The organism is Bradyrhizobium sp. (assembly GCF_016219575.1).
Lineage (GTDB): Bacteria > Pseudomonadota > Alphaproteobacteria > Rhizobiales > Xanthobacteraceae > Bradyrhizobium.
The window spans coordinates 99,086-122,371 of sequence record NZ_JACRMG010000003.1 but is presented as its reverse complement, the minus strand read 5'-3'; the positions used below and the strand labels follow the sequence as shown (position 1 = coordinate 122,371).

The window sequence follows — 23,286 nt, the reverse complement described above, 5'->3', positions numbered from 1 at the left end:
TGGGCCGATGCGGCCTACGACACCCATGCCCGACGGGCTCGGCTGAAAGCGGAGGGCAAAAAGCCGCGCATCGCCCGCCGTCCCAACAAGCACCATCCCGACCTGCCACCCAGGGTCAAGCGATACAACCGCCTAATCGCACTACGGCGCGCGGCGGTGGAGACCACCTTTGCGACCCTTAAATGCCGAATGCGGCTGACCTGCATTCGTTACGTCGGCCTGATCAAGGCAAGCGCGCAGGTTCTGCTAGCCTCCATCGCGTTCAACATGCGCCGATGGGCGACAATCGCAGCATAAGCTTCACCCCGAACACAGCCACCTAGCCTTCAGCCCCAATCCGAAAGACGTCCCTCTTCCCTCTCACGGCCAATAAGTCCAATTACGCAACAGGCCCACAAGGGGAGAAGGTAAGCATCCGTGCAGCGGCAGATCGAGCGGCCTCGTTGGTCGCTGCTACTTTTTCTGCCCGTAATTCAACAACCCGCCCTTGTTCTTCGCCGGATGCGCGCGCAGACCTTCTTCGTTGGGCTCTGTGCCCCAGCCCGGGCGATCCGGGATGATCATGTGGCCATCGACGTATTCGGGCACATGCGTGAACAGCTCGTGATCCCAGGCGAGCCGGTCGATATCCGTCTCCATGATGCGCAAATTCGGCACCGCGGCGCTGAAATGCGCGTTCATCATGCTGCAGAGATGGCCGTAGAAATTATGCGGGGCGACGTTGACCTCGAAATGCTCGGCGGCGGCGGCGATCTTCATCGACTGCCACACCCCGTTCCATGGCGTGTCGATGATGGCGACGTCCATCGCCTGCTCGCGGAAATAGGGCAGGAACTCGCGCAGGCCCAACAGCGTCTCGCAGGATGAGATCGGATGCCTGCTCTGGCGGCGGATGTAGCCGAGCGCTTCGGGATTGAAGGTGTCGATTTCGACCCAGAACATGTCCATCTCTTCGATGGCGCGCAGGATCTTCAGGTAACCTTCGGTCTTGGCATTGAAGTTGAGATCGAGCAGCAGGTCGACGTCGGGGCCGGCGCCGTCTCTGATAGCTTCGAGGTGCATGCAGAGATTGCGCAGCACCGCGCGGTCGACATTGATCTCCGGCTCGAACGGCGAGCCGAAACCGGGCCGCCAGCCCATCGGCTTGCCGTCGGTATAGACGAAGATGTTGGTCTTGAGCGCCGTGAATCCCTTCTCTCGCACCTCGCGGCCGATCGCCTTCACGCCGCCGAGGCCCGTGATCGGCGGCTTGTACCAGTCGGGGTGATTGATGCGCCAGGTCGCGCAATGCGACCAGTACACCCGCACGCGGTCGCGGATCTTGCCGCCGAGCAGTTCGTAGCAGGGCACGCCGAGCGCTTTCGCTTTCACATCGAGCAGTGCGTTCTCGATCGCGCCCAGAGCCAGCGCGACCACGCCGCCGGCGGCCGGGCGCGTCGCGGAAAACAGCTCGGCATAGATGCGCTCGTGCTGAAACGCGTTCTTGCCGACCACGCGCGCCGACAGCCGCTCGATCGCAGCGGTCACGCCCGGCGCACCAAAGCCCTCGTCGAACTCGCTCCAGCCGACGATGCCGTCGTCGGTGACGATCTTGACGAAGTGGTAGTTGCGCCAGCCGGCATCGCAGGAAAGGGTTTCGACGCTTTTGACGGTTGCCTTCTTGGTCATGTTTCCTGCCCGGTCGTTTGCGCGTGTTTTCCAATCCATAGACGGTTGAATTCCGCTCCACAACTGCGCTCGCCGCGTGCGTTGCACGCCCGCGTGCATGCGGGATTTGCGTGAATGCTAATTCCGCGAGCCGGAACAAAATTCCGCTTGCATCGCATCGCCGTCAAGGTTTGATGGTTGCCAACAACAAACCGAACCGGCGTGAAAATCTGTTCCGGTCGCTTCGGCAACGAGGAGACGTGATGGGAGCGTTGTCGCACCTGCGAGTTGTCGAGATCGGAAGCTCGCCGGCCGCAAGTTACTGCGCGCGGCTGTTTGCGGATTTCGGCGCCGAGGTGCAGAAGGTCGAACCGCTCTCCGGCGATCCGCTCCGCCGCGCCGCGCCGCTGACGCCGAAGGGGCAGAGCGCCTGGTTCGCGTTCCTCAATTTCAACAAATCGAGCGTCGCGCTCGATGCGCGCGATGCGGCTGCATCGTCGCGCCTCGCCGAGATGGTTGCGGCCTGCGACATCCTGATCGACGGCCGCGACATCGATGCGGCGGATTGCCCAGCGATCGACCTGGCCGCGCTGAAGGCCGGCAATCCCGGCCTCATCCACGTCGAGACGAGCTGGTTCGGCCATGACGGGCCTTACGCAAAATTCGCCGCGACGGACTCGACGATCCGCGCCTTGACCGGGCTCGTGAAGCTGGTCGGCCCGGAAGAGGGCCCGCCGATGCACGCGCCGGACTTCCAGACCGGCATCCTCGGCGGCCTCTGGGGGTTCATCGCGGCGGCCTCTTCCGTGCTGGGCCGGATGCGCGACGGGCGCGGGCGCACCAGTCATCTGAGCATGTTCGAAGCCAGCATCGCGGTGACCGAATACATCATGTTCGAGTCGTTCCTGCGCGGTGACATCATGCGGCGGATCGGCATCAATCGCTTCTGGCCGACCTTTCCGGTCGGCATCTACGAGACCAGGCAAGGCTGGCTCGGCGTCACCACGGTGACGCCCGCGCAGTGGCGCGCCTTCTGCGAGATGCTGGGCCTGCTCGACCTGCGCGACGACCCGGCGCTGTTCCTCGGCGTCGACCGGCTGCAGCATGTCGAGATGATCGAGGGCAAGATCATGCCGCGGCTCAAACAGCGCACGGCGCAGGAATGGTTCACCGAGGGATTGCGGCGGAAGATTCCGATCGTGCCGGTGCCCGAGATTGCCGACCTGATTGCAGACGAGGAGAAGCGGGCGCGCGGCGCCATCGTGCCGGTCGAGATCGGCGGGGAGCACGGATTTTCCGCAGGATCGATGCAGCGGCTGACCGGCACGCCGCCACGGCGAGGCGGCAAGGTGCCAGCCATCGGTGAGGCGCAGGCGGGTCTTGCGAGTTCGCCGGTCGCGCGTGCGGCGGCGCCGGTCGAAGGTGCTGCGGGCGGTCTACCGCTCGCGGGCATTCGCGTGATCGATTTTTCAATGGGCTGGGCGGGACCCGTCTGCACGCGCACGCTGGCCGATCTTGGCGCCGACGTCATCAAGATCGAGGCGATCCAGTATCCGGACTGGTGGCGCGGCGTCGACCGCCGTCCGGCCTATGTGCTGGAGAAACAGTACGAGAAGACGGTGCGCTACTGCATCATGAACCGCAACAAGCGCGGCATCACGCTGGACCTGACGACGGATCGGGGCCTCAATCTGGCGCAGCGCCTGGTCGCCGATGCCGACCTCGTCGTCGACAATTATTCGGTCGAGGTGTTGCCGAAGCTCGGGCTCGGCTACGACATCGTGAGCAAGCTCAACCCGAAGCTGGTGATGATGTCGATGTCGGCGTTCGGCGCCGGCAGCCTGCATCGCGACTGTCGCGCCTATGGCTCGACGCTGGAGCAGGGCTCGGGGCTGCCGGGCGTGGTCGGTGACGCAGGCGGCCCGCCTGTGATGAGCCATACGGCATTCGGCGACGCCGTCGGCGGCCTGAACGGCTGCGCCGCGGTGCTCACGGCGCTGATCAACGCAAAGCTGACGGGCAAGGGCCAGTTCATCGATCTCGCGCAGATCGAATGCATGATGCCGTTTGCCGCGCCCTGGATCGTCGCGCATTCCATCGACGGCAAGGCGCCGGCGCGATACGGCAGCCGTCATCCGGACTTCGTGCCGCATGGCTGCTTCCGCTGTGCCGGAGACGACAGCTGGATTGTGGTCGCAGCGTCCGACGATGCGATGTGGCCGAAGCTCGCAGGCTTGCTCGGCCGCACCGATTGGGCCGGCGACGCGACGCTGAAGACGGCCGCAGGCCGGCGGAAGATCGAAGGCGAGATCGAAGCGGCCATCACGCAATGGACTTCGACGCGCGCAGCCGACGAGGCGATGGCCGCCTTGCAGGCCGCAGGCGTCGCATCCGGCGTGGCGCGCCTGCCCATCGACCTGCTCGGGGATCCGCATCTCGCAGCGCGCGGCTTCATCCAGGGGATCGACCGCGCCTTCATCGGAAAACATCCGCAGCCGTCGCTGCCGTTCCGCGAGGGCGAAAGGGCGCTTGCGATCCGCAGCGCGCCGCCGACGCTCGGCGAGCACAATCGCGAAGTTCTTGCCGGCGTGCTCGGTCTGTCGGAAGCCGAGATCGAGGAGCTCGCGCGCGAGGCTATCATCGGAACCGAGATGCTGATGGAGGAAGAGCTTGTGAAAGAGAAGAAGCGGGCGGCGGGCTGATGGCAGCTCGCCTGGCACAGCACGGACCGGATGGCGGCGGCGCGCAGCCGCTGATTTCGGTGCGCGGCCTTGGCATACGCTTCAAGACCTCCCATGGCGTATGGCAGGCAACCCGCAAGCTCGATTTCGACATTGCGCCCGGCGAGCGCGTCGGCATCGTCGGCGAAAGCGGCTGCGGCAAGACCATCACGGGGCTCTCGATCCTGCGGCTGCTGCCGAACAACCTCGCCGGCCTCGACGGCTCGATCATGTTCGACGGCGTCGATCTTGCTTCCTGTAGCACAAGGCAAATGCGCGACATCCGTGGCCGGCGCATCGCCATGATTTTTCAGGAGCCGATGAGCGCGCTCGACCCGGTCTTCACCGTCGGGCACCAGATCGCCGAGACGCTGCGCGTCCATACTGGCGTCAGCAGCGAGGAGGCGCGCGCGAAGACGCTGGACATGCTGCGCCGCGTAGGCATCGCCTCGCCCGAGCGGCGCATCGACGACTACCCGCATCAGCTCTCCGGCGGCATGCGCCAGCGCGTGATGATCGCCGCCGCCCTGATTTGCGGGCCACAGCTCCTGATCGCGGACGAGCCGACGACGGCGCTCGATGTCACCGTGCAGGCGCAAATCCTCGAGCTGCTGCGCGAGCTCAGCGAAACCTCCGGTACCGCGCTGATGCTGATCACCCACGACCTCGGCGTCGTCGCGGAGACCTGCACCCGCATGATCACCATGTATGCCGGCGAGGTGATCGAGGATGCCGCGGTCGATGACGCCCTGGTCAAGCCGCTGCATCCCTATACGTCCGGACTGCTGCGCTCGTTGCCGCATTTGAGCGAGCGCCGCGGCAAGCTCGCCTCGATCCCGGGCCGGGTGCCCTCGATCATGGACATGCCGAACGGCTGCCGTTTCAAGGCGCGCTGCCCCTATGCGGTCGATGCCTGCGACGCCGAGCAGGAGCTGCGCGATGCCGGCGGCGGCCGCAAGGTGCGCTGCGCGCGCTTCGCCGAGCTCGATCTGCCGGGTGCGTTACAACATGCAACTACGGCGCCGATCGCGGCCATGGTGGCGCAGTCATGACGGCAGATGCACATTCCATCGTCTCGGTGCGCGACCTCCAGGTGCGCTTCCAGACCACCGACCGCCGCGCCACGGTGAAGGCGGTCGATGGCGTCGATTTCGATGTCCGCCGCGGCGAGACCTTTGGCATCATCGGCGAGTCCGGATCGGGCAAGACCACGATCGGGCGCGCGCTGGTATTTCTCCTGAAGCCGAGTGCGGGCGCCATCCTGCACGACGGCATCGATCCACTGGCGCTGCCGCGCAAGCAGTTCCAGAACCATCGCCGCGACTACCAGATCATCTTCCAGGACCCCAACGCAGCGCTGAATCCGCGCATGACCATCCTGTCGTCGGTGCTGGAGCCGCTGGAGCTGGCGGGCCAGGGGACCAGGGCGGAACGGCTGGCGCGGGCGCGCGAGGCGATGGACCGGGTCGGCCTGCCGCAGGAAATCGGCGAGCGCTATCCGCACCAGCTTTCCGGCGGGCAGAAGCAGCGCGTGGTGATCGCCCGCGCGCTGACCCTGCGTCCCAAGCTGATCGTCTGCGACGAGGTGGTGGCGGCGCTCGACATGTCGATCCGCGGCGACGTGCTCAACCTGTTTGCCGATCTGCAGCGCGAGCTGGGATTGACTTACGTCTTCATCACCCATGATCTGGCCGTGGTCTCGCATATCAGCGAGCGCGTCGCGGTGATGTATCTCGGCCGCTTCGTCGAGCTCGGGCCCACCGAAAGCGTGTCCGAGCGGCCACTGCATCCCTACACGCAAGCGCTGCTGTCGGCCGAGCCGCGGCCACTGCCGTCGTCGATGCGCGGCGGCGAGCGGATCGTGCTGGAGGGCGAAATCCCGAGCCCGATCGATCCGCCGTCCGGCTGCCGTTTCCGCACCCGTTGCCGCTACGCGCAAGACGTCTGCGCCAGCCGGGTGCCAGACTGGCGCGAGCTGGTGCCCGGCCATTGGGTCGCCTGCCACTTCGCCGATCGCCCGAACTTTTCACCGAATTGAACCATCTGCCCGAGGGAGAGAGAACCATGACAGGGACAACGCGACGCGAACTGATGGCGCTGATGACTGGGGCGGCGGCCGGCGTGGCGCTCGGCGGCAAGGCCATAGCGCAGGGCGCGCCGAAGCGCGGCGGCATCTTGCGCATCTCGGCGCCTGCAAACCCCTCGAGCCTCGATCCCGCCACCGGCGGCGCCGGCTCCGATCACGCCTTCCTGTTCACGATGTACGACACGCTGACCGAATGGGAATTCGAGACGCTGAAGCCGAAGCCGGGCCTCGCCGAGAGCTGGAAGTTCAGCGATGCCACGACCTTCGTGCTCAATATCCGCCCGGGCGTCACCTTCCACGACGGCACGCCGCTCGATGCAGAGGCGGTCAAGTTCAATTTCGAGCGCAACAAGAGCGATACAAAGTCGAACATCAAGGCCGATCTCGCCTCCGTGGACACGGTGGAAGTGACCGGCCCCATGCAGGTTACCTTGAAGCTGAAGAACCCCGACGCCGCGCTGCCGGGCATCCTGTCCGACCGCGCCGGCATGATGGTGTCGCCGGCCGCGATCAAGGCCAGCAGCACCGGCAACGTGGCGCGCACGCCGGTCGGCGCCGGCGCCTACACCTTCGTGAGCTGGGCCGACGGCGAGAAGATCGTCGTCAAGCGCAACGAAAAATACTGGAAGCCGAACCGGCCGTACCCCGATGGCATCGAGATGTCGATCATCCCGGAACTCGCGACCGGCGCGCGTTCGGTGACGGCGGGGCAGAACGACCTGATGTATCAGCTGCCGCCGCGCCAGAAGGCGATTCTGGAGCGTGCCAGCAGCATCAAGCTGGCGAACGGGCCGACGCTGTACGTGTTCCAGATCTTCCTGAACTGGGCCAAGCCGCCGTTCGACGACATCAGGGTGCGCAAGGCCTTCAATTTCGCGATCGACCGCGAGGCCTTTGTGAAGGCCGCGCTCGCCGGCCTTGCAGAGCCCGCCTACATGAACCTGCCGAAGGCGCATTGGGCCTATGACAAGTCGGTCGCCGGGCTCTATCCGCATAACCCGGACATGTCGAAGAAGCTGTTGGCCGAAGCCGGCCACAAGGACGGGCTTGCGATCGATCTCGTCGGCTATCCCGACCAGGATTCGGTGCAGCGCCAGGAAATCCTGATCGAGATGTTCCGCAAGGGCGGGATGAACGTGACGTTCAAGAACGCGCCGATCGCGGAAGCTTCCGCCGCCTTCTTCGGCGCGGAGAAGCGCGCCTCGGGTCTGCTCGCCGCATGGACAGGACGGCCCGATCCGAGCCTGACCTATTCGCTGATGTACACCAAGGACGCCTATTTCAATGCCGGCCGTGCGCCGGTGCCGGCGGAACTGGAGGCGGCGATCAAGGAGTCGCGCGCCTCGGAAGATATCGAGCTGCGCCGCAAGGCGTTTGCGACCGTGCAGCGGCTGGTGATGGAAAACGCCTTCGTGGCGCCGCTCGCCTTCCAGTTCGAGCTGGTTGCGATGAACAAGAAGGTGCAGGGCTATAAGCCAAACCTGCTCGGAAAGCCGAAATACGACGACGTCTGGCTGGAAAGCTGAAGGGATGGCGCGACGCAGTCCGGCACGGGTGATCGGCGGCCGCCTGCTGCAGGCGTTGCCGGTCATCCTGCTTGCGACCTTCATGGTGTTCGCGCTGCTGAAACTCGTGCCCGGCGACATCGCCGTGACGCTGGCCGGCGACAACGCCACCGACGCGCGTATCACCGAAATCAGGAAGCTCTACGGCCTCGACCGGCCGTTCCTGGTGCAATACGGCTCCTGGCTCACCAAGGCAGCGCAAGGCGATCTCTCGCAATCGCTGCTGACGGGGGAGAAGGTCGCGAACTCCATCGGCCGCGCCTTTCCCAATACGCTGCTGATCGTGGTCATTGCGCTGATCCTCGCGCTGGTGACGGGCATTCCGATGGGCGTCGTCGCGGCCATCAAGCCGAACGGCTGGGTGGACAAGATCGTCAGTGCCATCGCCTCGCTCGGCGTCGCAATTCCCGGCTTCTGGCTCGCGATGATCCTGGTCGCCGAGATCTCGCTGAAGCTGAACTGGTTGCCTGCCACGGGCGCAAAATCCTTCGCGGTCTCGCCATGGGAGGCGATCCGGCATGCGCTGCTTCCGGGCATTGCGATTGCCGCCTACGGCATGGCCGAGGTGGCGCGGCAGTTGCGGGGTTCGCTGCTGGAGGTGTTGTCGTCGCAATATGTCCGCACGCTGCACGCCAAGGGGCTGTCGATGAACCGCATCCTTTGGCAGCACGGGCTGAAGAATGTCGCGGTCAATCTCTTCACCATCATCAGCGTGCTGGTGAACCGCATGCTGGCGGCCACCGTCGTCATCGAGGCGGTGTTCGCCATTCCCGGCATGGGCAGCCTGATCGTGCGCGGCGCCATCCAGCGCGATTTCCCGATCGTGCAGGGCGTCGTGTTCGCCATGGTGATCGTCGTCATCCTGGTCAACCTGATCGCCGACCTCCTGTGCGCCGCGGTCGATCCGAGGATCGAGCAATGACGGACATGGCGCTCACGGCTCCGCGCGTTCTTGCCCGGCCGACCCGGCTGCAGCGCTTCTTCCGCTGGCTGGCGGGCGACCTGCGGGCGGCGCTGGCGCTGCTCGTGCTGCTAGTGCTGGTCATCGTCGCGATCGGCGCGCCCTGGATCGCGCCCTATGCGCCGACCGCGCAGGACGTCAACAACATGCTGGCCCCGCCGGGGGCGGGGCACCTGCTCGGCACCGACGATCTTGGTCGCGACATCTTCAGCCGCCTGGTCTACGGCGCGCCGGCCACAGTCTATGCCAGCCTGCTCGCCGTCAGCGTCGCGGTCGCGATCGGCCTGCCGGTGGGACTCGTCGCCGGCTTCTTCGGCGGCTGGACCGACGACGTCATCAGCCGGGTGATCGACACCTTCCTGTCCTTTCCGGCCATCGTGCTCGCCATCGCGGTGACCGGCGCGCTCGGCATCGGACTCACCAATGGCATGATCGCCGTCGGTATCGTGATGTTCCCGGCGCTGGCGCGGATCGTGCGGGCGCGCACCCTGATCGTGCGGCAGGAGCTTTATGTCGATGCCTCCAAATGCTTCGGCGCTCCGGCCTGGCATATCCTGTGGCGGCATGTGCTGCCGAACTCGTTGCCGCCGGTCATCGTCCAGGTGACGCTGCTGCTCGCCGCCGCGCTGCTGGCGGAGGCCAGCCTCAGCTTTCTGGGGCTCGGCATCCAGCCGCCCAACCCGAGCTGGGGGGCGATGCTGGCCCGGGCCTATCGGTACATGGAGATCGCGCCGGAGCAGATGTACGCGCCGGGGCTTGCTATTCTGGTGGTCTCGCTGGCATTCAATGCGCTCGGGGAATCCCTGCGCATCGTGCTCGATCCCACGATGAAGGATCGTTGAGACGGAACTGTCGATGTCATTCAAGAAGCTGTTGATCGCCAATCGCGGCGAGATCGCCATCCGCATCGCGCGCGCCGCGGGGGAGGCCGGCCTTGCCTCGGTCGCGATCCATCCCGCGGACGATGCCTCCTCGCTGCATGTGCGCACCGCGGACGAAGCCTGCGAAATCCCGGGCCGGGGCGCGCGGGCCTATCTCGACATCGATGCTGTCATCGCGGCGGCCAAGGCGACCGGCTGCGATGCACTCCATCCCGGCTATGGTTTCCTCAGCGAGAACGTCGGGCTCGCCCGGCGCTGCGCCGAGGAAGGCATCATCTTCGTCGGGCCCTCGCCGGCTGCGCTGGAATTGTTCGGCGACAAAGCCAAGGCAAAGGCGCTGGCCAAGGGCTGCGGCGTACCCGTGATTGAAGGCACCGAAGGCCCGACGTCCCTGGAGGATGCGCGCGCCTTCCAGGCCGGCCACGGCGCCGTCGTGATCAAGGCGATTGCGGGCGGCGGCGGGCGCGGCATGCGTGTCGTCGACGATCCTTCGAGGCTGGACGAGGCTTATGCGCGCTGCCAGTCCGAGGCGATGGCCGCTTTCGGCAGCGGCGAAGTCTATGTCGAGCGGCTGATCCGCAGGGCTCGCCACATCGAGGTGCAGATCGTCGGCGACCGCCATGGCGCGATCAGCCATCTCTGGGAGCGCGAATGCACCATCCAGCGCCGCCACCAGAAGCTTATCGAGGTGGCACCCAGCCCGTCGCTGAGCGAAGCGCTGCGCGCCCGCATCATCGAAGCGGCCAAGCAGCTCGCCGCCGCCGCGCAATACGACAATCTCGGCACCTTCGAATTCCTGGTCGACGACGAGGCGAAGGGCAATCAGGATCCCTTCGCCTTCATCGAGGCCAACCCGCGGCTGCAGGTCGAGCATACCGTCACGGAAGAGGTGCTCGGCATCGACCTGGTGCGGGCGCAGCTTGCCGTCGCCGGCGGCGCCACGCTGGGGTCGCTGGGCCTGGCGCAGCCCTATGTGCCGAAGCCGCGCGGCTATGCCATGCAGCTTCGGGTCAACATGGAGACCATGGACGAGACCGGCGCGACCCAGCCGACCGGCGGTACGCTCACCATGTTCGACCTGCCGTCGGGGCCGGGCGTGCGCGTGGATACGTTTGGCTATTCCGGCTACCGGACCAGCGCCGCATTCGACTCCCTGCTCGCCAAGGTGATCGTGCATTCCACCGGGGCGGCCTGGCGCGACGTGGTGCAGAAGGCGTCACGCACCTTGCGCGAATTCCGCATCGGCGGCGTCGCCACAAATATCCCGTTCCTGGCGGCGATCCTGGCGCACCCCGATTTCGCCGCCAACCGCATCACGACAGGATTCATCGACACCCATGTCGCCGACCTGGTCGGCGCGGCCGAGAACGTCGAAACGCTGCTGGTGGAGGAAGCGCACAGCGCGACCGGTCCGGTCGAAGCAGCGCCATCTGCCGCCGGCCCCGCCGGATCGGCGCCCGTGCCGGCGCCGCTGCAGGGCACCGTGGTCAGCATCGACGTGACCGAGGGCGATCTGGTTCGTCCGGGCCAGCAGATCGCCGTGCTGGAATCCATGAAGATGGAGCATCTCGTCAACGCGCCGCACGGCGGCAAGGTGACGAGGATCGCAAGCGGAGCCGGCACCACGCTGATGCAGGGCGAGGCGATCCTGTTCCTTGAGCCGGTCGAACTGGACGAGCATGACGTCGTCGAAGAAACCGAGGTCGATCTCGATCATATCCGCGCTGATCTTGCCGAGCTGAATGCGCGGCACGCGATCACGCGGGATGAGAACCGTCCCGGCGCGGTGGAGCGGCGGAGGAAGACCAACCAGCGCACCACGCGCGAAAACATCGCGCAGCTGGTCGACCCCGGCTCCTTCGTCGAATACGGCTCGCTCGCGATCGCGGCGCAGCGGCGCCGTCGCAAGGTGGAAGACCTGATCCAGAACACGCCGGCGGACGGCTTGATCTCCGGCGTGGCCACGGTGAATGCGGACAAGTTCGGGCCGGAAGCCGCGCGCTGCATGGTGATCGCCTACGACTACACCGTGCTCGCGGGCACGCAGGGCCACATGAACCACAAGAAGATCGACCGCATGCTCACCCTGACCGAGCAATGGCGGTTGCCGCTGGTGTTCTATGGCGAAGGCGGCGGCGGACGGCCGGGCGATACCGACCGGCTCGGCATGACCGGGCTCGACGGGCCGTCCTTTGTGCAGTTCGCCAGGCTCTCGGGCCTCGTGCCGGTGCTTGGCGTCGTCTCCGGCTATTGTTTTGCCGGCAATGCCGCCATGCTCGGCTGCTGCGACGTCATTATCGCAACGAAGAACGCCTCGATCGGCATGGGCGGTCCCGCTATGATCGAGGGCGGCGGGCTCGGCGTCTATCATCCGGCCGAGGTCGGCCCGGTGTCGTTCCAGTCGCCGAACGGCGTGGTCGACATTCTCGTCGAGGACGAGGAGGAGGCGACCGCGGTCGCGCAGAAATATCTCTCCTATTTCCAGGGTGCGGTGAAAGACTGGAAGGCCGCCGACCAGCGTCTGCTGCGGCGGGCGATCCCGGAGAACCGCCTACGCGTCTACGACATCCGCACCGTGATCGATCTCCTCGCCGACGAGGGGTCGGTGCTGGAGATCCGCCGCGATTTCGGCGTCGGCATGATCACGGCCTTCATCCGCATCGAAGGCAAGCCCTTCGGGCTGATCGCCAACAATCCAAAACATCTCGGCGGCGCCATCGACGCGCCGGCCGGCGACAAGGCCGCGCGGTTCATGCAGCTGTGCGATGCCTTCGACATCCCGATCGTGTCGTTGTGCGACACGCCGGGCTTCATGGTCGGTCCCGAAGCGGAGAAGACCGCGATCGTCCGCCATGTCGCGCGGATGTTCGTCACCGGCGCGAGCCTCACCGTGCCGCTATTCGGCATCGTTCTGCGCAAGGGCTACGGGCTCGGCGCGCAGTCGATGATCGGCGGCGGCTTCCACGCCTCCTTCTTCACCGTGGCCTGGCCTACCGGCGAATTCGGCGGCATGGGGCTGGAAGGCTATGTGCGGCTCGGCTTCCGCAAGGAGATGGAGGCGATCGCCGACCCGGTCGAGCGCGAGAATTACTACAAGGCCAAGGTCGCCGAGCTCTATGCCAACGGCAAGGCCGTCTCGATCGCCTCGGTGCTCGAGATCGACGAGGTGATCGATCCCGCCGATACCAGGCACTGGATCATGTCGGGCCTGCGTTCGGTGCCGAAGACCGAGCCGCGCACGCAGCGCAAGCGGCCGTGCGTTGACGCGTGGTGATGCAATGGTCATTGCGAGGAGCGTAGCGACGAAGCGATCCAGCTTTCTTGCGTAGTGAGATGGATTGCTTCGCTTCGCTCGCAATGACGACTGGGGTGCAATGATACCCAAACGTCTACTTTGCATGGGGTTGTTTTCGCAATTTTGTGCGGAGCCTAGAGATACCATGCCAAAACGGCCTTGAGCCGGGCGTCCTCAATGACAGGCAGCACGACGATCTGGTTCATGCCCGATGCGCGCGCCTGCGCTGCCGCGACGGAATTGTCGACCTTGAGATGCTCGTTGATGGCAGGCATGCCAGTCGCCCACGCGCCGCCGATGGAGCCTTCGCCCTTGCCGATCTGCTTTCCCTCGTAGAGCGAGGCAAGGTCGGCGCCCTTGCTGCAATCGCCGGAATGGAAGACCAGCGCGGTGCGTGCTGCGTTGGGCACCCAGATCTCGAAGCGCAGTGCGATCGGGGTGGCCTGCGCCGAAAGAAACGTCATTACCCAGGTCTGATCCGCGCCGGTCCGGTAGGGAATGCCGACGCCGCAATTGATGCCGATCTCGGTAGCCTCTTCCCAGCGCAGGAACGCCTTGGAATTGTGGAGGTCCTTGATGACCAGGGGCATGCCCGCCTTCCAGGTCCGGCCGGGCAGGCCAAATCCCTTCGGAAACCTCGTGTGCCGCGAATTGAACTCGAACATGTCGGCGGTGCCGTAATAGCCGTCGACCAGCGCCATCTCATGCGAGCGTTCGGCGTCATTGTGCCAGAACTCGATGGCGCCGACATGCTTCTCGTCGTCGCCGCAAAACAGCACCATGACTGCCATCAGGAACTCGCCGGCAAACACCGGCAGCGCCACGCCGCAGGTGAGGCCGGCCTCGACCGCCTCGTCGGTGCGCTTGAAATAAGAGTTGGCGAATTTGGTCAGGATGACGGGATGGCCGCTCGCCCAGGCCTTGCCGGGCAGGCCTTCGTCGTAGGCAAACAGCGCGTTCTCGCTCACCGCCTTGAACTCGGCATATTCCGCGCTGCAGAGACAGCCGCCGAATTCGAGCCGGGTGCGCGTGCGGTCCGGCACCCATAGTTCAACGACGCGAATGAACGTCTTCATGCGACGCCCCAGGATCATTGTTTGAGCATGACCCTGATCGGAAAACCGGTATCGACTTTCCGGGATCATGCTTGCCGGCAAGCCAGCATCCGCCATTTGGCGGCGTCATGTGCGTTCAAATTAACGGCAAGGGCTGCTCAAACTTCGAGCGGATGACCAGCTTATAAGATGGGTAGAGCGAAGCGAAACCCATCAGCTTTCGGTGGTGAGATTGATGGGTTTCGCTGCGCTCTACCCATCCTACGCCTTCGTGCGAATGACTAGGAAAGCGCTAGCTCGCTGTAGCCCTTCGCTGCGACCTCGTCGCAACGGGCGCGGTAGGCCGGCGCGCTGCCGCTGTAACGTGCGACGATGCGGGTGTCCTTGCCCTCGACATTCCGGTTGATACCGGTCATCCAGGAGTCCACCTCGTTGGAGAGCAGGCCCTCGCCGAGCGCCTTGACGTGCTCGGTCCAGTCCTTGACGCCCTCAGGCGTTGCCTCCAGCCGGGTCAGGCCGTTGTCGCGCGCAAAGCGGATCAGCCCGGTGACCCAGTCGACGCTGTACTCGATGCTGCGCGGAATATTGCCGAGCGCCGTGTGCGGCCCCATGACCATGATCATGTTGGGAAAGCCTTCGACCATCAGGCCGAGATAGGTCTCGGGCCCGCTCTTCCATTTGTCCCGCAGCTTGACGCCGCCGGCACCGCGGAAATCGATCTTGTCGAAGCTTCCTGTGATGGCGTCGAAGCCGGTGGCGTAGATGATGATGTCGAATTCGTACTCTTTCTCGCTGGTCTTGATGCCCTTGGGCGTGATCCGCTCGATCGGCGTCTCCGCGATGTCGACGAGCTCGACATTGTCGCGGTTATAGGCCTCGTAATAGAAGGTCTCGAGCGGCAGCCGGCGTGTCCCGAAGCCGTGGCTTTTCGGGATCAGCTTCTCGGCAACCTTCGGATCCCTGACCCGTTCGCGGATCTTGCGCGCGATGAAATCGCTGATGGTGGCATTGGCCTTGCGGTCGATCAGTATGTCGCGGAAATTGCCCTGCCAGATGCCGAAGCCGCGCTCGCCGTACAGCTTCTCGTAATGCGCCTCGCGCTCCTCGTCGGAAACTTCGAATGCACCGCGCGGGTCGGGCGTGTGGATGAAGCAGGCGAAGGTTTCCTGGCAGCGCGCGAATATCTCGGGATAGCCGGCCTTGATCTTCGCCTGCATCTCGGCGTCGATCTTGGCGTTGTGCAGCGGTGCGGCCCAGTTCGCGGTGCGCTGGAACACCGTGAGATGGCCGACCTCCGAGGCGATGGTCTGGATGGTCTGGATGCCGGTGGCGCCGGTGCCGATCACGGCGACGCGCTTGCCGGCAAAATCGACCGGTTCCTTGGGCCATCGCGCGGTGTGGAAGGCCTGTCCCTGGAAGGAGTCGCGGCCTTCGATACGCGGCAGCGTGGGTGTCGAAAGCGGGCCGATCGCAGTGACGAGGAAGCGGCAGGTAGGCTCGCTGCCGTCCTCCAGCGAGATGCGCCAGCTGCGCGTATCCTCCTGATAGATCGCCGCGGCGACCCGGCTCCTGAACTGGATGTCGCGCCTCAGGTCGAGCTTGTCGGCCACAAACTGGCAGTAACGCAGGGTTTCCGGTTGGCCGGCAAAGTGCTCGGACCATTCCCATTCCGCCAGCAACTCCTTCGAGAAGGAGAACCCGTAGGAATAGCTTTCGGAATCGAAGCGCGCGCCGGGATAGCGGTTCCAGTACCAGGTGCCGCCGACATCGGTGCCGGCTTCGAACACGCGGACGCGCAAGCCCAGCTCGCGAAGGCGGTGGAGCTGGTACATGCCCGACAGCCCGGCGCCGATGATGATGGCGTCGTAGTCGAGCGCGGAATTTGGCGGCGAAGCGGTCACCCCGGCGTTTCCCTTGTCGTTTTGAGCAGGCTAGCCGGTCCGTGGTCCCGGAACAAATGCCGCCGGAGCATGGCGGTTGCAGTTTTTCGTGTGGCTGGCGAAACTGCAGGAAATAAATCCCGGGGGGCGCATGAGCGAAGGACGTTACCGGCTGATCGGATCGACGGCTTCGCCCTATGCGCTCAAGCTGCGCGCGCTGATGCGCTATCGCCGCATTCCCTTCGACTGGCTGATCATGACCAAGGCCCTGCGCGCGGCCACCGCGCATCTGCGGCCGATGCTGATCCCGGTGCTGCAATACCCTGACGGCACCTATCGCGGCGAGACCACGACGCTGGCCTACGATCTCGAAGCGCGACACAAGGGGCGCTCGGTCATCCCCGAGGACAAGGCGGTCGCTTTCGTCTGCGACCTCCTGGAGGACGTCGCCGACGAATGGGCGGTCAAGGCATTGTTCCTGTACCGCTGGTGGGATCCGGAGGACCAGGCCTATGTCTCGCGCTGGGCCGGCGAGGAGTGGTCGACCTCGGAAGCCGAGACCGGCAGCGCGCTGGAAATCGAGGAATTCCGGCAGCGGCAGATTTCGCGCATGGTCATTCTCGGCGCAACGGAAGAGAACAAGCCGTTGCTGGAGGAAAGTTACCGCCGCATCCTCAGCGCCTTCGAGCCGCATGTCGGCATGAGCAGGTATCTGTTCGGCAGCCGGCCGTCGTTGGCCGATTTCGCCTGGTTCGGCCAGCTCAGCGAGATGGCGACGGATCCAACGCCAATGCGGATCATGCGCAAGCTCGCGCCATTCACCGACCACTGGGTGCGGCGGCTGGACGATGCCTCCGGCGTGGAAGGCGAATGGTATCCACGCGAGCAGGCGCTCGGCGGCATGGCGGAGGCGCTCTTGAAGATTGCCGGCGAGCTTTACTTGCCGTTTCTCGCCGCCAACGAGCAGGCCTTCGCGAAGGGGCTCGATCGGCTGGAGCTCAAGGTCTGGGGCCTGCCTTACGCGCTGGCGCCGTTCAAGTATCAGGTCAAATGCCTGCAGCAGCTGCGCGAGAAATTTGCGGCGCTTGGCGTTGAAGACCGTGCGGCGTTATGCCCCGTGCTGGAGCGCACCGGTTGCTGGGCCCATCTGGCGGGTTGAGCAAACGAATGGGCCCCGGTGCAGCTATGGCATCGCGGGGCCCTGGTTCTTCGTTTTAGCGAAGAGTGTTGGCATAAGCCATTTCATGTTCAGGATCGCATGGCACGTGGCCTTTGGGCCTCGATCCTGCGGGTATGGTTCAAATTGTCGGCGGCGTAACACGAGGTCGGCAGCTGTCCAGCCTCACCTTGCGCCGTGACCTTGCAGAGCAAGGTCGCGTGTCTGAGCCGGTGGCGTCATGCTCCTCTCCAAGAGTGGGCCGACGGACTTTGTCCGCATTCCTGCCTGCCGTCCGGTGCCTTGGCCGGTCGGCAATTCCTGCGAGGCGGGAAGCCGGTGCTTCGCGACCCCAGCAGGTGCAGCACTTGGAAATGCTGCGCCCGATATTCCAAAGTGTCAAGCTAGGCGTGAGTCGGGTTCCCGCGCTTTTGCACCGTCATCCCTAACAGCAGGTTCCCGGCTACTTGTGGCGCCGGCTGCCGAGCGCGGCGGCAACGCTCTCGGGGTTCTTGATCCGCTCGACCAGCATGTCGATGCGATCGGTGCCCCAGAACAGTTCGCCGTTAAACACCATGGTGGGCACACCGAACACGCCGAGGGATTCCGCTTCGTCGATGATGCGATCGTGCTCGGCGCGGGCCGGGCCATGCACATACGCTTCGAAATCGGCCACGGAGCCTCCGAGCGAGGCGACGACGGCGGACATTTCCGGCAACTCGTCGATGTCGAGCTCGTGATTCCAGAACTTCCTGAACACCGTGTCGTGGTAGGAGCGGAAGAAGCCATGGCGCTGCGCGAACAGCATGCCGGCACTGGCATAGAAGCCGTTGTAGATGCGTCGCGGTCCCTTGATGGTGAGGCCTTGCGCGTTGGCGAGCCGCCGCGCGTCCATGTAGGAGTAGCGCACCTTGCGCCAGAAATGCGGCGTGCGCTCTTCCACCGCGCCCATGAATTCGGGGATGCGCAGCGTATAGGGCAGCCATTCCAGCTCCACGCCGAGGCTTTGCTTGATCTCGAACAGCCGCTTGTTGGCGATATAGGCGAACGGGCTCTTGTAGTCGGTGTAGACGCGAACCTTGGCCATGGGTGGCTCCCAGCTCAGGCTTTGCTCTGGCGGTAGTCCTTCAAGTTAACGTCATGCGTCATCTGCCAGTAGTCGACGAACCGCCACGGCATCGCTGAGAACACGCGGCCCTGGCTGTTGCGGTAATAGGTGGTCATGCCCGGATGGGTCCAGATCATCTGCTCGTGCTCGGCGTCGACCTTGCGGACATATTCGTCATGCGCGTCCGGCTTGACGTCGATGGCAGCAAGGCCGTGCTCGATCATCTCGACCAGGCAGGAGGTGATGTAGCGGCTCTGGCATTCCGACTGGAAGATCACGCTGCCGCCGTGCGCCGGGCCGGTGTTCGGGCCGAGCATGACGAACAGGTTGGGAAAGTCGGGGACGGTGAGGCCGAGATAGGCAGTCGGGTTGTCGTTGGCCCAGGCCTGCTTCAGATTCTTGGCCCCGCGTCCGGTGATGTTGAGCCGCGCCGCCATCTCCGTCACCTTGAAGCCGGTGGAGATGACGATGATGTCGTGCGCGCGCCGCTTGCCGTCTGCGGTGACGATGCCATCAGGTGCAAAGCGATCGATCGGCTCGGTGACCAGCTCGACATTTGGCCTGGTCAGCGTCCTGAACCAGTTATTGTCCAACAGGATACGCTTGCCGTAGGGTGGGTAGGTCGGCAAGCATTTTCTGATGAGGTCGGGACGATCCTTCAGTTCATCCAGGATGAAATTCGTCAACTCTTCGCGGTGGCGATCGTTGCCCTTGTTGACGGCGCGTTCCGGATGCGGCCATGCCGGATCCTTGCGCAGGAACGGCAACAGCCCGTCGCCATAGCGCCAGAACATGTTGAAGCGATACCACTGCACATAAAACGGAAGATAGGCGAGCAGCCATTGCGCGCCGTCGGTGATCGGATCGGAATAGCCCTTCACCGGCCGCGCCCATTGCGCGGTGCGCTGGTAGACGGTGACGGAAGCGACGCGGTCGGCGATCGAGGGGACGAGCTGCATGGCGGTGGCGCCGGTGCCGATCACGGCGACGTGCTTGCCTTCGAGCTCGATGTCGTCGCTCCACAGCGCCGAGTGGATCTTTTGACCCTTGAAGGTGTCGTCGTCCCTGAAACGCGCAGGCGCGGGGTCGTTGAGCTGGCCGATCGCGCTGACCAGAATGGTCGACTCGAACGTCTCCTCGCCGTCCTTGGTGCGCAGCGTCGATATCCAGCGCTTGCTGGCTTCGTCCCATCGCGACGATGTCAGCTCGGTGTTGAGCCGCACATGCTTGCGGATGTCGTGTTCGCCGGCGACCTTGAGCAGATAATCCTGCAGCTCCTGGCGCTGCGCGAAATAGCGCGTCCACGGATTGCGCTTGCCGAAGGAGAAGGAATAGGAGTGGTTCGGCGTATCGACGCCGCAGCCGGGGTATCGATTGACGTACCATGTGCCGCCGATCTCGTCGTTCTTCTCGACGATGGTGTAGGGGATACCGAGCCGGCCGAGCGCGACACCGAGCGCAATGGCACAGACCCCGGCGCCGACGATCAGGACGTGCTGCGCGGCGAGCTTGTCATCCGAAGGACGCTTGCTCCAGCGCATCTCGCGCGGGATGAAACCCATCTCCTCCCGCATCAGCGGCGCATATTCCGGCGTGACATTCTCGCCGAGGGTGGCGCGCATCATCTTCAGCATCAGCTCGTTGCCGGGATCGACGATGGCCGGCTTCGGCTCGCCGCTCTCGAACAGTTTCAGCACGGCGGCGCGGACTTCATCCTGGATTTCCTTCGGCACACCCGCGTCGGGATCGGGGATCAGCCGCACGTCGCGCTTCGGTTTATAGGGCGGCTCCAGCCAGCGCATGTCGCCGGTCATGTGCACCAGCACCATGAGCAGCACGCGGATGTCGCCCTCGGCGATCGCCGAGGCGAGGTCAAGCTTCTTGCGCGGGATTTCGATGTTCATGGCGTTGTCCTCAACTGGCTGGCGGCTGCGGCAGCCCGCCATAGGCGCCCCAGGTCGAGCCTGCGAGAAAACCGGCGTCGACCGGCAAGTTAATCCCGGTGACGGCGCTGCTCATGGGCGAGAGCAGCCACGCGATGGCCTGCGCCACCTCGACCGGCTCGACCATCCGGCCCATCGCGGCATAGCGCTCCATCAGCGGCTTGTTCATCGCGCCCGAGGCGATGCCGGCTTCGAGCGCTGCGGTGCGCGTGAAGCCGGGGGAGACGGCGTTGACGCGCACGCCGACGCGGCCCCATTCCGCGGCCAGCGTTTGCGTGACCTGGATGACGCCGGCCTTGGCCGCGGTATAGGCGTGGATCGGGCCGGAGGTCATGCCGGCGACGGATGCGACATTGACGATGGCGCCAAAGCGGCGCTGCGCCATGCGGACGCCGACGCTGCGCGCCACCATGAAGGTGCCGCGCAGGTCGATGTTGACCTCGCGGTCCCATTGCTCCATCCGTACCTTTTCGAGGCTGTGCATCTTTCCGAAAATGCCGGCGGCGTTGACGAGGCCTGAAATCGGCCCGTGCGCCTTCTCGATGTCGGCAACGCCCGCCGCCACGCCGCCTTCGCTGGCGACGTCGAACGGCGCGGGCCACAGGATCGCGCCGCCCGCAATCGGCTCGGGTGCGATGTCGACGATCACGACGGTCTTGCCTTGTCCGGCCAGCAGGGTCGCGGTGGCGGCACCGATGCCGCGGCTGCCGCCGGTGACGAGGACGATGCCTTCGCTCATTTCCGCTTGCCCTCCGGCTTGATCAGCCCGCGCGTGATCAGTTTTTCGTAGGCCGACTTTACGTGACCGGGCACGTCGACGACGCCGCCATCCTCGGCATAGGAATAGCGCAGGCTGAGATAGCCGCGAGCGCCCATCAGCATGTGCACGACAGCTTCGAATTCCTCGTCGCTGTAGTCGACGATGGTGCCGGCCTCGCGGGCGCGCTGCAGGATGCGGACGTAGGCGCTCGCCACGTTGTCGAGATGCTTCTGATAGCCGGCGGGCGCGAAGAACTCGGCTTCGTTGAGGATGCGCAGGAATTCCGGGACCTCGCGGATGAAGTTGAAGAAGGCGGCAAAGCGCTCGATCTCCTGCCGCGCGGCGTGTCCCGTGCCGGTGCGGTCGCGGATGAAGCGCACCATGTCGATGCCGATCTTCGGCAGCAGCTGGTCGAGCAGCTCCTGGCGGTTGACGAAGTGATTGTAGAAGGTGCCTTGCGCTACGCCGGCCTGCTCGGTGATGCGGGCGACGGAGGCCTCCGCATAGCCGTATTGGCCGACCACTCTCGTGGCGGCCTCGAAGATCTTCTGCTTGGTCCAGGCGTTGCGTTCGACCCGGTTAAGTTTCGTCACCTTGGCGGATGCGGCTTGGGTCATGCGGATGTCTCGAGCTCGGCGCGCAGGATGCGCTTCAACACTTTTCCTGAAGGGTTGCGCGGCAGGCTGTCGCGCAGGATGAGCTGTTTCGGCACCTTGAAGCCGGCGAGCCGGGCGCGGCAGTGGTCGGTCAGGTCGGGCATCGCAAGCTCCGCGCCTTCGGCGAGCACGACGATGGCGACCGGCTTCTCGCCCCAGCGCTCGTCGGGCAGGCCTATCACGGCGACCTCACGCACCTGCGGCAGCTCGTAGATCACGCGCTCGACCTCGGAAGAGGCGATGTTCTCTCCGCCGGAGATGATCATGTCCTTCTTGCGGTCGGTGAGATACAGGAAGCCATCCCTGTCGAGATAGCCGACGTCGCCGGTGCGGAACCAGTCGCCGAAGAAGGCCGATGCGGTCTTTTGCGGATCCTTCCAATAGCCTTTGGTGATCTTCGGCCCGCGCAGGCAGATCTCGCCGTTCTCGCCGGGCGCGAGCCTGTTGCCCGCATCGTCGCGGATCTCGATCTCGACATGGGCAATCGCCCGGCCGGTCGAGCCGATCTTCTCGATCTCGCGGCCCGGCTCCATGAACGTGTCGCCGCCGACGCTTTCGGTAAGGCCATAGGCGTCGATGTAGCGTGCGTTCCTGAAGAACTCCGAGAAGGCGCGGATGCGAACCTCCGGCGTCTTCTCGCCGCCGCCGATAGCCCATCTCAGGCTGGAGACGTCGTAAGCGTTGCGGGTCGGGCAGGTGAGGATCGCCGTGGTCATCACCGGCGCAAGCCAGGCCGCGTTGAGCTTGTCTTTCTCGATTGCTGCAAGCGCCGCCTCGGGCTCGAAATTGCGAAGTACCGACAGCATGCCGCCGTGCCAGAGCACGGAGATGCCGGGCAGGTCGAGCGCGCCGACATGATAGAGCGGACCGACGACGAGCAATCGCGTGTCGGCATTGAGTCCGAGCGCGATGGTCTGGTCGGCGGACTTCCAGTAGAGGTTCTCGTAAGTGAGCATCACGCCCTTCGGGCGATCCGTCGTGCCCGAGGTGTACATCAGCCGCATCAGGTCGCCGGGCTGCACGGGCTGCATCGGTGCAGGTGCGGTTTCCGGCGCGAGATTCACGATGCTGGCTTGCGCGGCATCGTCCAGCAGCACCACCGGCGCGTTGCCTGAGGTAATTGAGGCGAGTTCTTCATCCGCAACCAGCAGGCGCGCGCCGGCATTGCCGACGATGTAGCCGACTTCATCCGCCGAGAGCCGATAATTGATCGGCAGGAACACCGCGCCGACATGGCTTGCCGCAAACACCAGCTCGAGGAAAGCGGCGCTGTTCTTCATCAGCACGGCGACGACGTCGCCGCGGCCGATCCCGCGCGCGGCGAGCCAGCCGGACGTCTTGCCGATGCGCTCATCGAAGGTCGCGTAGGTAATTTCTTCGCCGCGGTATTTCAGCGCACAGCGGTGCGGAGTCCGCTTCGCATGGAACGCGATGAAGCTCGACAGGTTGATCATTGCCGCTCGAAAAGCCGGTTTTCCGGCTTCGCTTCCTTCCCCGATGAATTATGACTCGTAATTCATCTTTGGCTTGACGTCACCCCCCAGGCTCTGAAATTCTTCCAGGCACGGAGACA

The 23,286-nt window shown here is 64.9% G+C and carries 17 protein-coding genes; 9 read left to right on the top strand and 8 right to left on the bottom strand.

From position 1 onward, the window contains the following. A partial coding sequence (locus HZB49_RS01825; RefSeq protein WP_291608757.1) for a transposase occupies positions 1–297 on the top strand: 297 nt, incomplete at its 5' end. A 156-nt stretch (positions 298–453) separates the two neighbouring features. Here HZB49_RS01825 and HZB49_RS01820 read toward each other — a convergent pair. After that, on the bottom strand, positions 454–1,668 hold the full coding sequence (locus tag HZB49_RS01820) for a mandelate racemase/muconate lactonizing enzyme family protein (protein WP_291608756.1): 1,215 nt from the start codon (positions 1,666–1,668) through the stop codon (positions 454–456). A 242-nt stretch (positions 1,669–1,910) separates the two neighbouring features. Between HZB49_RS01820 and HZB49_RS01815 the strand changes: the two genes are divergently transcribed. The 7 genes from HZB49_RS01815 to HZB49_RS01785 are packed head-to-tail and all read left to right on the top strand — an operon-like array spanning position 1,911 to position 13,134. Then, on the top strand, positions 1,911–4,349 hold the full coding sequence (locus HZB49_RS01815; protein ID WP_291608755.1) for a CoA transferase: 2,439 nt from the start codon (positions 1,911–1,913) through the stop codon (positions 4,347–4,349). Then, positions 4,349–5,419: an ABC transporter ATP-binding protein gene (locus tag HZB49_RS01810; protein ID WP_291608754.1), complete on the top strand. Its 1,071-nt coding sequence runs from the start codon at positions 4,349–4,351 to the stop codon at positions 5,417–5,419. The genes HZB49_RS01815 and HZB49_RS01810 overlap by 1 nt, the downstream gene beginning before the upstream one ends. Next, entirely contained in the window at positions 5,416–6,405 is a 990-nt protein-coding gene (locus HZB49_RS01805) for an oligopeptide/dipeptide ABC transporter ATP-binding protein (RefSeq protein ID WP_291608753.1), read from the top strand. The genes HZB49_RS01810 and HZB49_RS01805 overlap by 4 nt, the downstream gene beginning before the upstream one ends. A gap of 26 nt (positions 6,406–6,431) precedes the next feature. Then, positions 6,432–7,979, top strand: coding sequence for an ABC transporter substrate-binding protein (locus HZB49_RS01800; RefSeq protein ID WP_291608752.1), 1,548 nt, complete (start codon positions 6,432–6,434; stop codon positions 7,977–7,979). A gap of 4 nt (positions 7,980–7,983) precedes the next feature. Then, positions 7,984–8,940: an ABC transporter permease gene (locus HZB49_RS01795; protein WP_291608751.1), complete on the top strand. Its 957-nt coding sequence runs from the start codon at positions 7,984–7,986 to the stop codon at positions 8,938–8,940. Continuing rightward, positions 8,937–9,821, top strand: coding sequence for an ABC transporter permease (locus HZB49_RS01790; protein WP_291608750.1), 885 nt, complete (start codon positions 8,937–8,939; stop codon positions 9,819–9,821). Before HZB49_RS01795 ends, HZB49_RS01790 begins: the two co-directional genes overlap by 4 nt. A gap of 13 nt (positions 9,822–9,834) precedes the next feature. Next, positions 9,835–13,134 carry a carboxyl transferase domain-containing protein gene (locus tag HZB49_RS01785; RefSeq protein ID WP_291608749.1) on the top strand — a complete coding sequence of 1,100 codons (3,300 nt, stop codon included), beginning with the start codon at positions 9,835–9,837 and terminating at the stop codon, positions 13,132–13,134. A 155-nt stretch (positions 13,135–13,289) separates the two neighbouring features. Here HZB49_RS01785 and HZB49_RS01780 read toward each other — a convergent pair whose 3' ends face one another. Both HZB49_RS01780 and HZB49_RS01775 read right to left on the bottom strand, forming a co-directional pair. Next, positions 13,290–14,231, bottom strand: a complete 942-nt coding sequence (locus HZB49_RS01780) for a GAF domain-containing protein (protein WP_291608748.1) — start codon at positions 14,229–14,231, stop codon at positions 13,290–13,292. Between the two features lie 260 nt (positions 14,232–14,491). After that, positions 14,492–16,111, bottom strand: a complete 1,620-nt coding sequence (locus tag HZB49_RS01775) for an NAD(P)/FAD-dependent oxidoreductase (RefSeq protein WP_291608747.1) — start codon at positions 16,109–16,111, stop codon at positions 14,492–14,494. Between the two features lie 130 nt (positions 16,112–16,241). On the opposite strand from HZB49_RS01775, the gene HZB49_RS01770 reads away from it, so the two are divergent. After that, positions 16,242–17,249, top strand: coding sequence for a glutathione S-transferase family protein (locus HZB49_RS01770; RefSeq protein WP_291608746.1), 1,008 nt, complete (start codon positions 16,242–16,244; stop codon positions 17,247–17,249). A gap of 460 nt (positions 17,250–17,709) precedes the next feature. On the opposite strand, the gene HZB49_RS01765 is transcribed toward HZB49_RS01770, so the two are convergent. Genes HZB49_RS01765 through HZB49_RS01745 form a run of 5 tightly spaced genes read right to left on the bottom strand, consistent with a single transcriptional unit; the run spans position 17,710 to position 23,167 of the window. After that, the gene (locus tag HZB49_RS01765) at positions 17,710–18,333 is read right to left on the bottom strand and encodes a DsbA family protein (protein WP_291608745.1); all 624 of its coding nucleotides are present in this window, start codon (positions 18,331–18,333) and stop codon (positions 17,710–17,712) included. 14 nt (positions 18,334–18,347) lie between these two features. Next, the gene (locus HZB49_RS01760) at positions 18,348–20,258 is read right to left on the bottom strand and encodes an NAD(P)/FAD-dependent oxidoreductase (RefSeq protein WP_291608744.1); all 1,911 of its coding nucleotides are present in this window, start codon (positions 20,256–20,258) and stop codon (positions 18,348–18,350) included. Between the two features lie 10 nt (positions 20,259–20,268). After that, positions 20,269–21,036 carry an SDR family NAD(P)-dependent oxidoreductase gene (locus tag HZB49_RS01755; protein ID WP_291608743.1) on the bottom strand — a complete coding sequence of 256 codons (768 nt, stop codon included), beginning with the start codon at positions 21,034–21,036 and terminating at the stop codon, positions 20,269–20,271. Further along, a complete protein-coding gene (locus HZB49_RS01750) occupies positions 21,033–21,674 on the bottom strand; it encodes a TetR/AcrR family transcriptional regulator (RefSeq protein ID WP_291608742.1) in 642 nt (213 codons plus the stop codon). Before HZB49_RS01750 ends, HZB49_RS01755 begins: the two co-directional genes overlap by 4 nt. Further along, on the bottom strand, positions 21,671–23,167 hold the full coding sequence (locus tag HZB49_RS01745; RefSeq protein ID WP_291608741.1) for an AMP-binding protein: 1,497 nt from the start codon (positions 23,165–23,167) through the stop codon (positions 21,671–21,673). Before HZB49_RS01745 ends, HZB49_RS01750 begins: the two co-directional genes overlap by 4 nt. Positions 23,168–23,286 lie beyond the last annotated feature (119 nt).

Bases quoted from the DNA above. Each gene is read 5' to 3' on its own strand.
- HZB49_RS01765 (WP_291608745.1), bottom strand. From the start codon at position 18,333: ATGGCCAAGGTTCGCGTCTACACCGACTACAAGAGCCCGTTCGCCTAT.
- HZB49_RS01750 (WP_291608742.1), bottom strand. From the start codon at position 21,674: ATGACCCAAGCCGCATCCGCCAAGGTGACGAAACTTAACCGGGTCGAA.
- HZB49_RS01780 (WP_291608748.1), bottom strand. From the start codon at position 14,231: ATGAAGACGTTCATTCGCGTCGTTGAACTATGGGTGCCGGACCGCACG.
- HZB49_RS01810 (WP_291608754.1), top strand. From the start codon at position 4,349: ATGGCAGCTCGCCTGGCACAGCACGGACCGGATGGCGGCGGCGCGCAG.
- HZB49_RS01790 (WP_291608750.1), top strand. From the start codon at position 8,937: ATGACGGACATGGCGCTCACGGCTCCGCGCGTTCTTGCCCGGCCGACC.
- HZB49_RS01760 (WP_291608744.1), bottom strand. From the start codon at position 20,258: ATGAACATCGAAATCCCGCGCAAGAAGCTTGACCTCGCCTCGGCGATC.
- HZB49_RS01770 (WP_291608746.1), top strand. From the start codon at position 16,242: ATGAGCGAAGGACGTTACCGGCTGATCGGATCGACGGCTTCGCCCTAT.
- HZB49_RS01795 (WP_291608751.1), top strand. From the start codon at position 7,984: ATGGCGCGACGCAGTCCGGCACGGGTGATCGGCGGCCGCCTGCTGCAG.
- HZB49_RS01820 (WP_291608756.1), bottom strand. From the start codon at position 1,668: ATGACCAAGAAGGCAACCGTCAAAAGCGTCGAAACCCTTTCCTGCGAT.
- HZB49_RS01805 (WP_291608753.1), top strand. From the start codon at position 5,416: ATGACGGCAGATGCACATTCCATCGTCTCGGTGCGCGACCTCCAGGTG.
- HZB49_RS01800 (WP_291608752.1), top strand. From the start codon at position 6,432: ATGACAGGGACAACGCGACGCGAACTGATGGCGCTGATGACTGGGGCG.
- HZB49_RS01785 (WP_291608749.1), top strand. From the start codon at position 9,835: ATGTCATTCAAGAAGCTGTTGATCGCCAATCGCGGCGAGATCGCCATC.
- HZB49_RS01755 (WP_291608743.1), bottom strand. From the start codon at position 21,036: ATGAGCGAAGGCATCGTCCTCGTCACCGGCGGCAGCCGCGGCATCGGT.
- HZB49_RS01815 (WP_291608755.1), top strand. From the start codon at position 1,911: ATGGGAGCGTTGTCGCACCTGCGAGTTGTCGAGATCGGAAGCTCGCCG.
- HZB49_RS01745 (WP_291608741.1), bottom strand. From the start codon at position 23,167: ATGATCAACCTGTCGAGCTTCATCGCGTTCCATGCGAAGCGGACTCCG.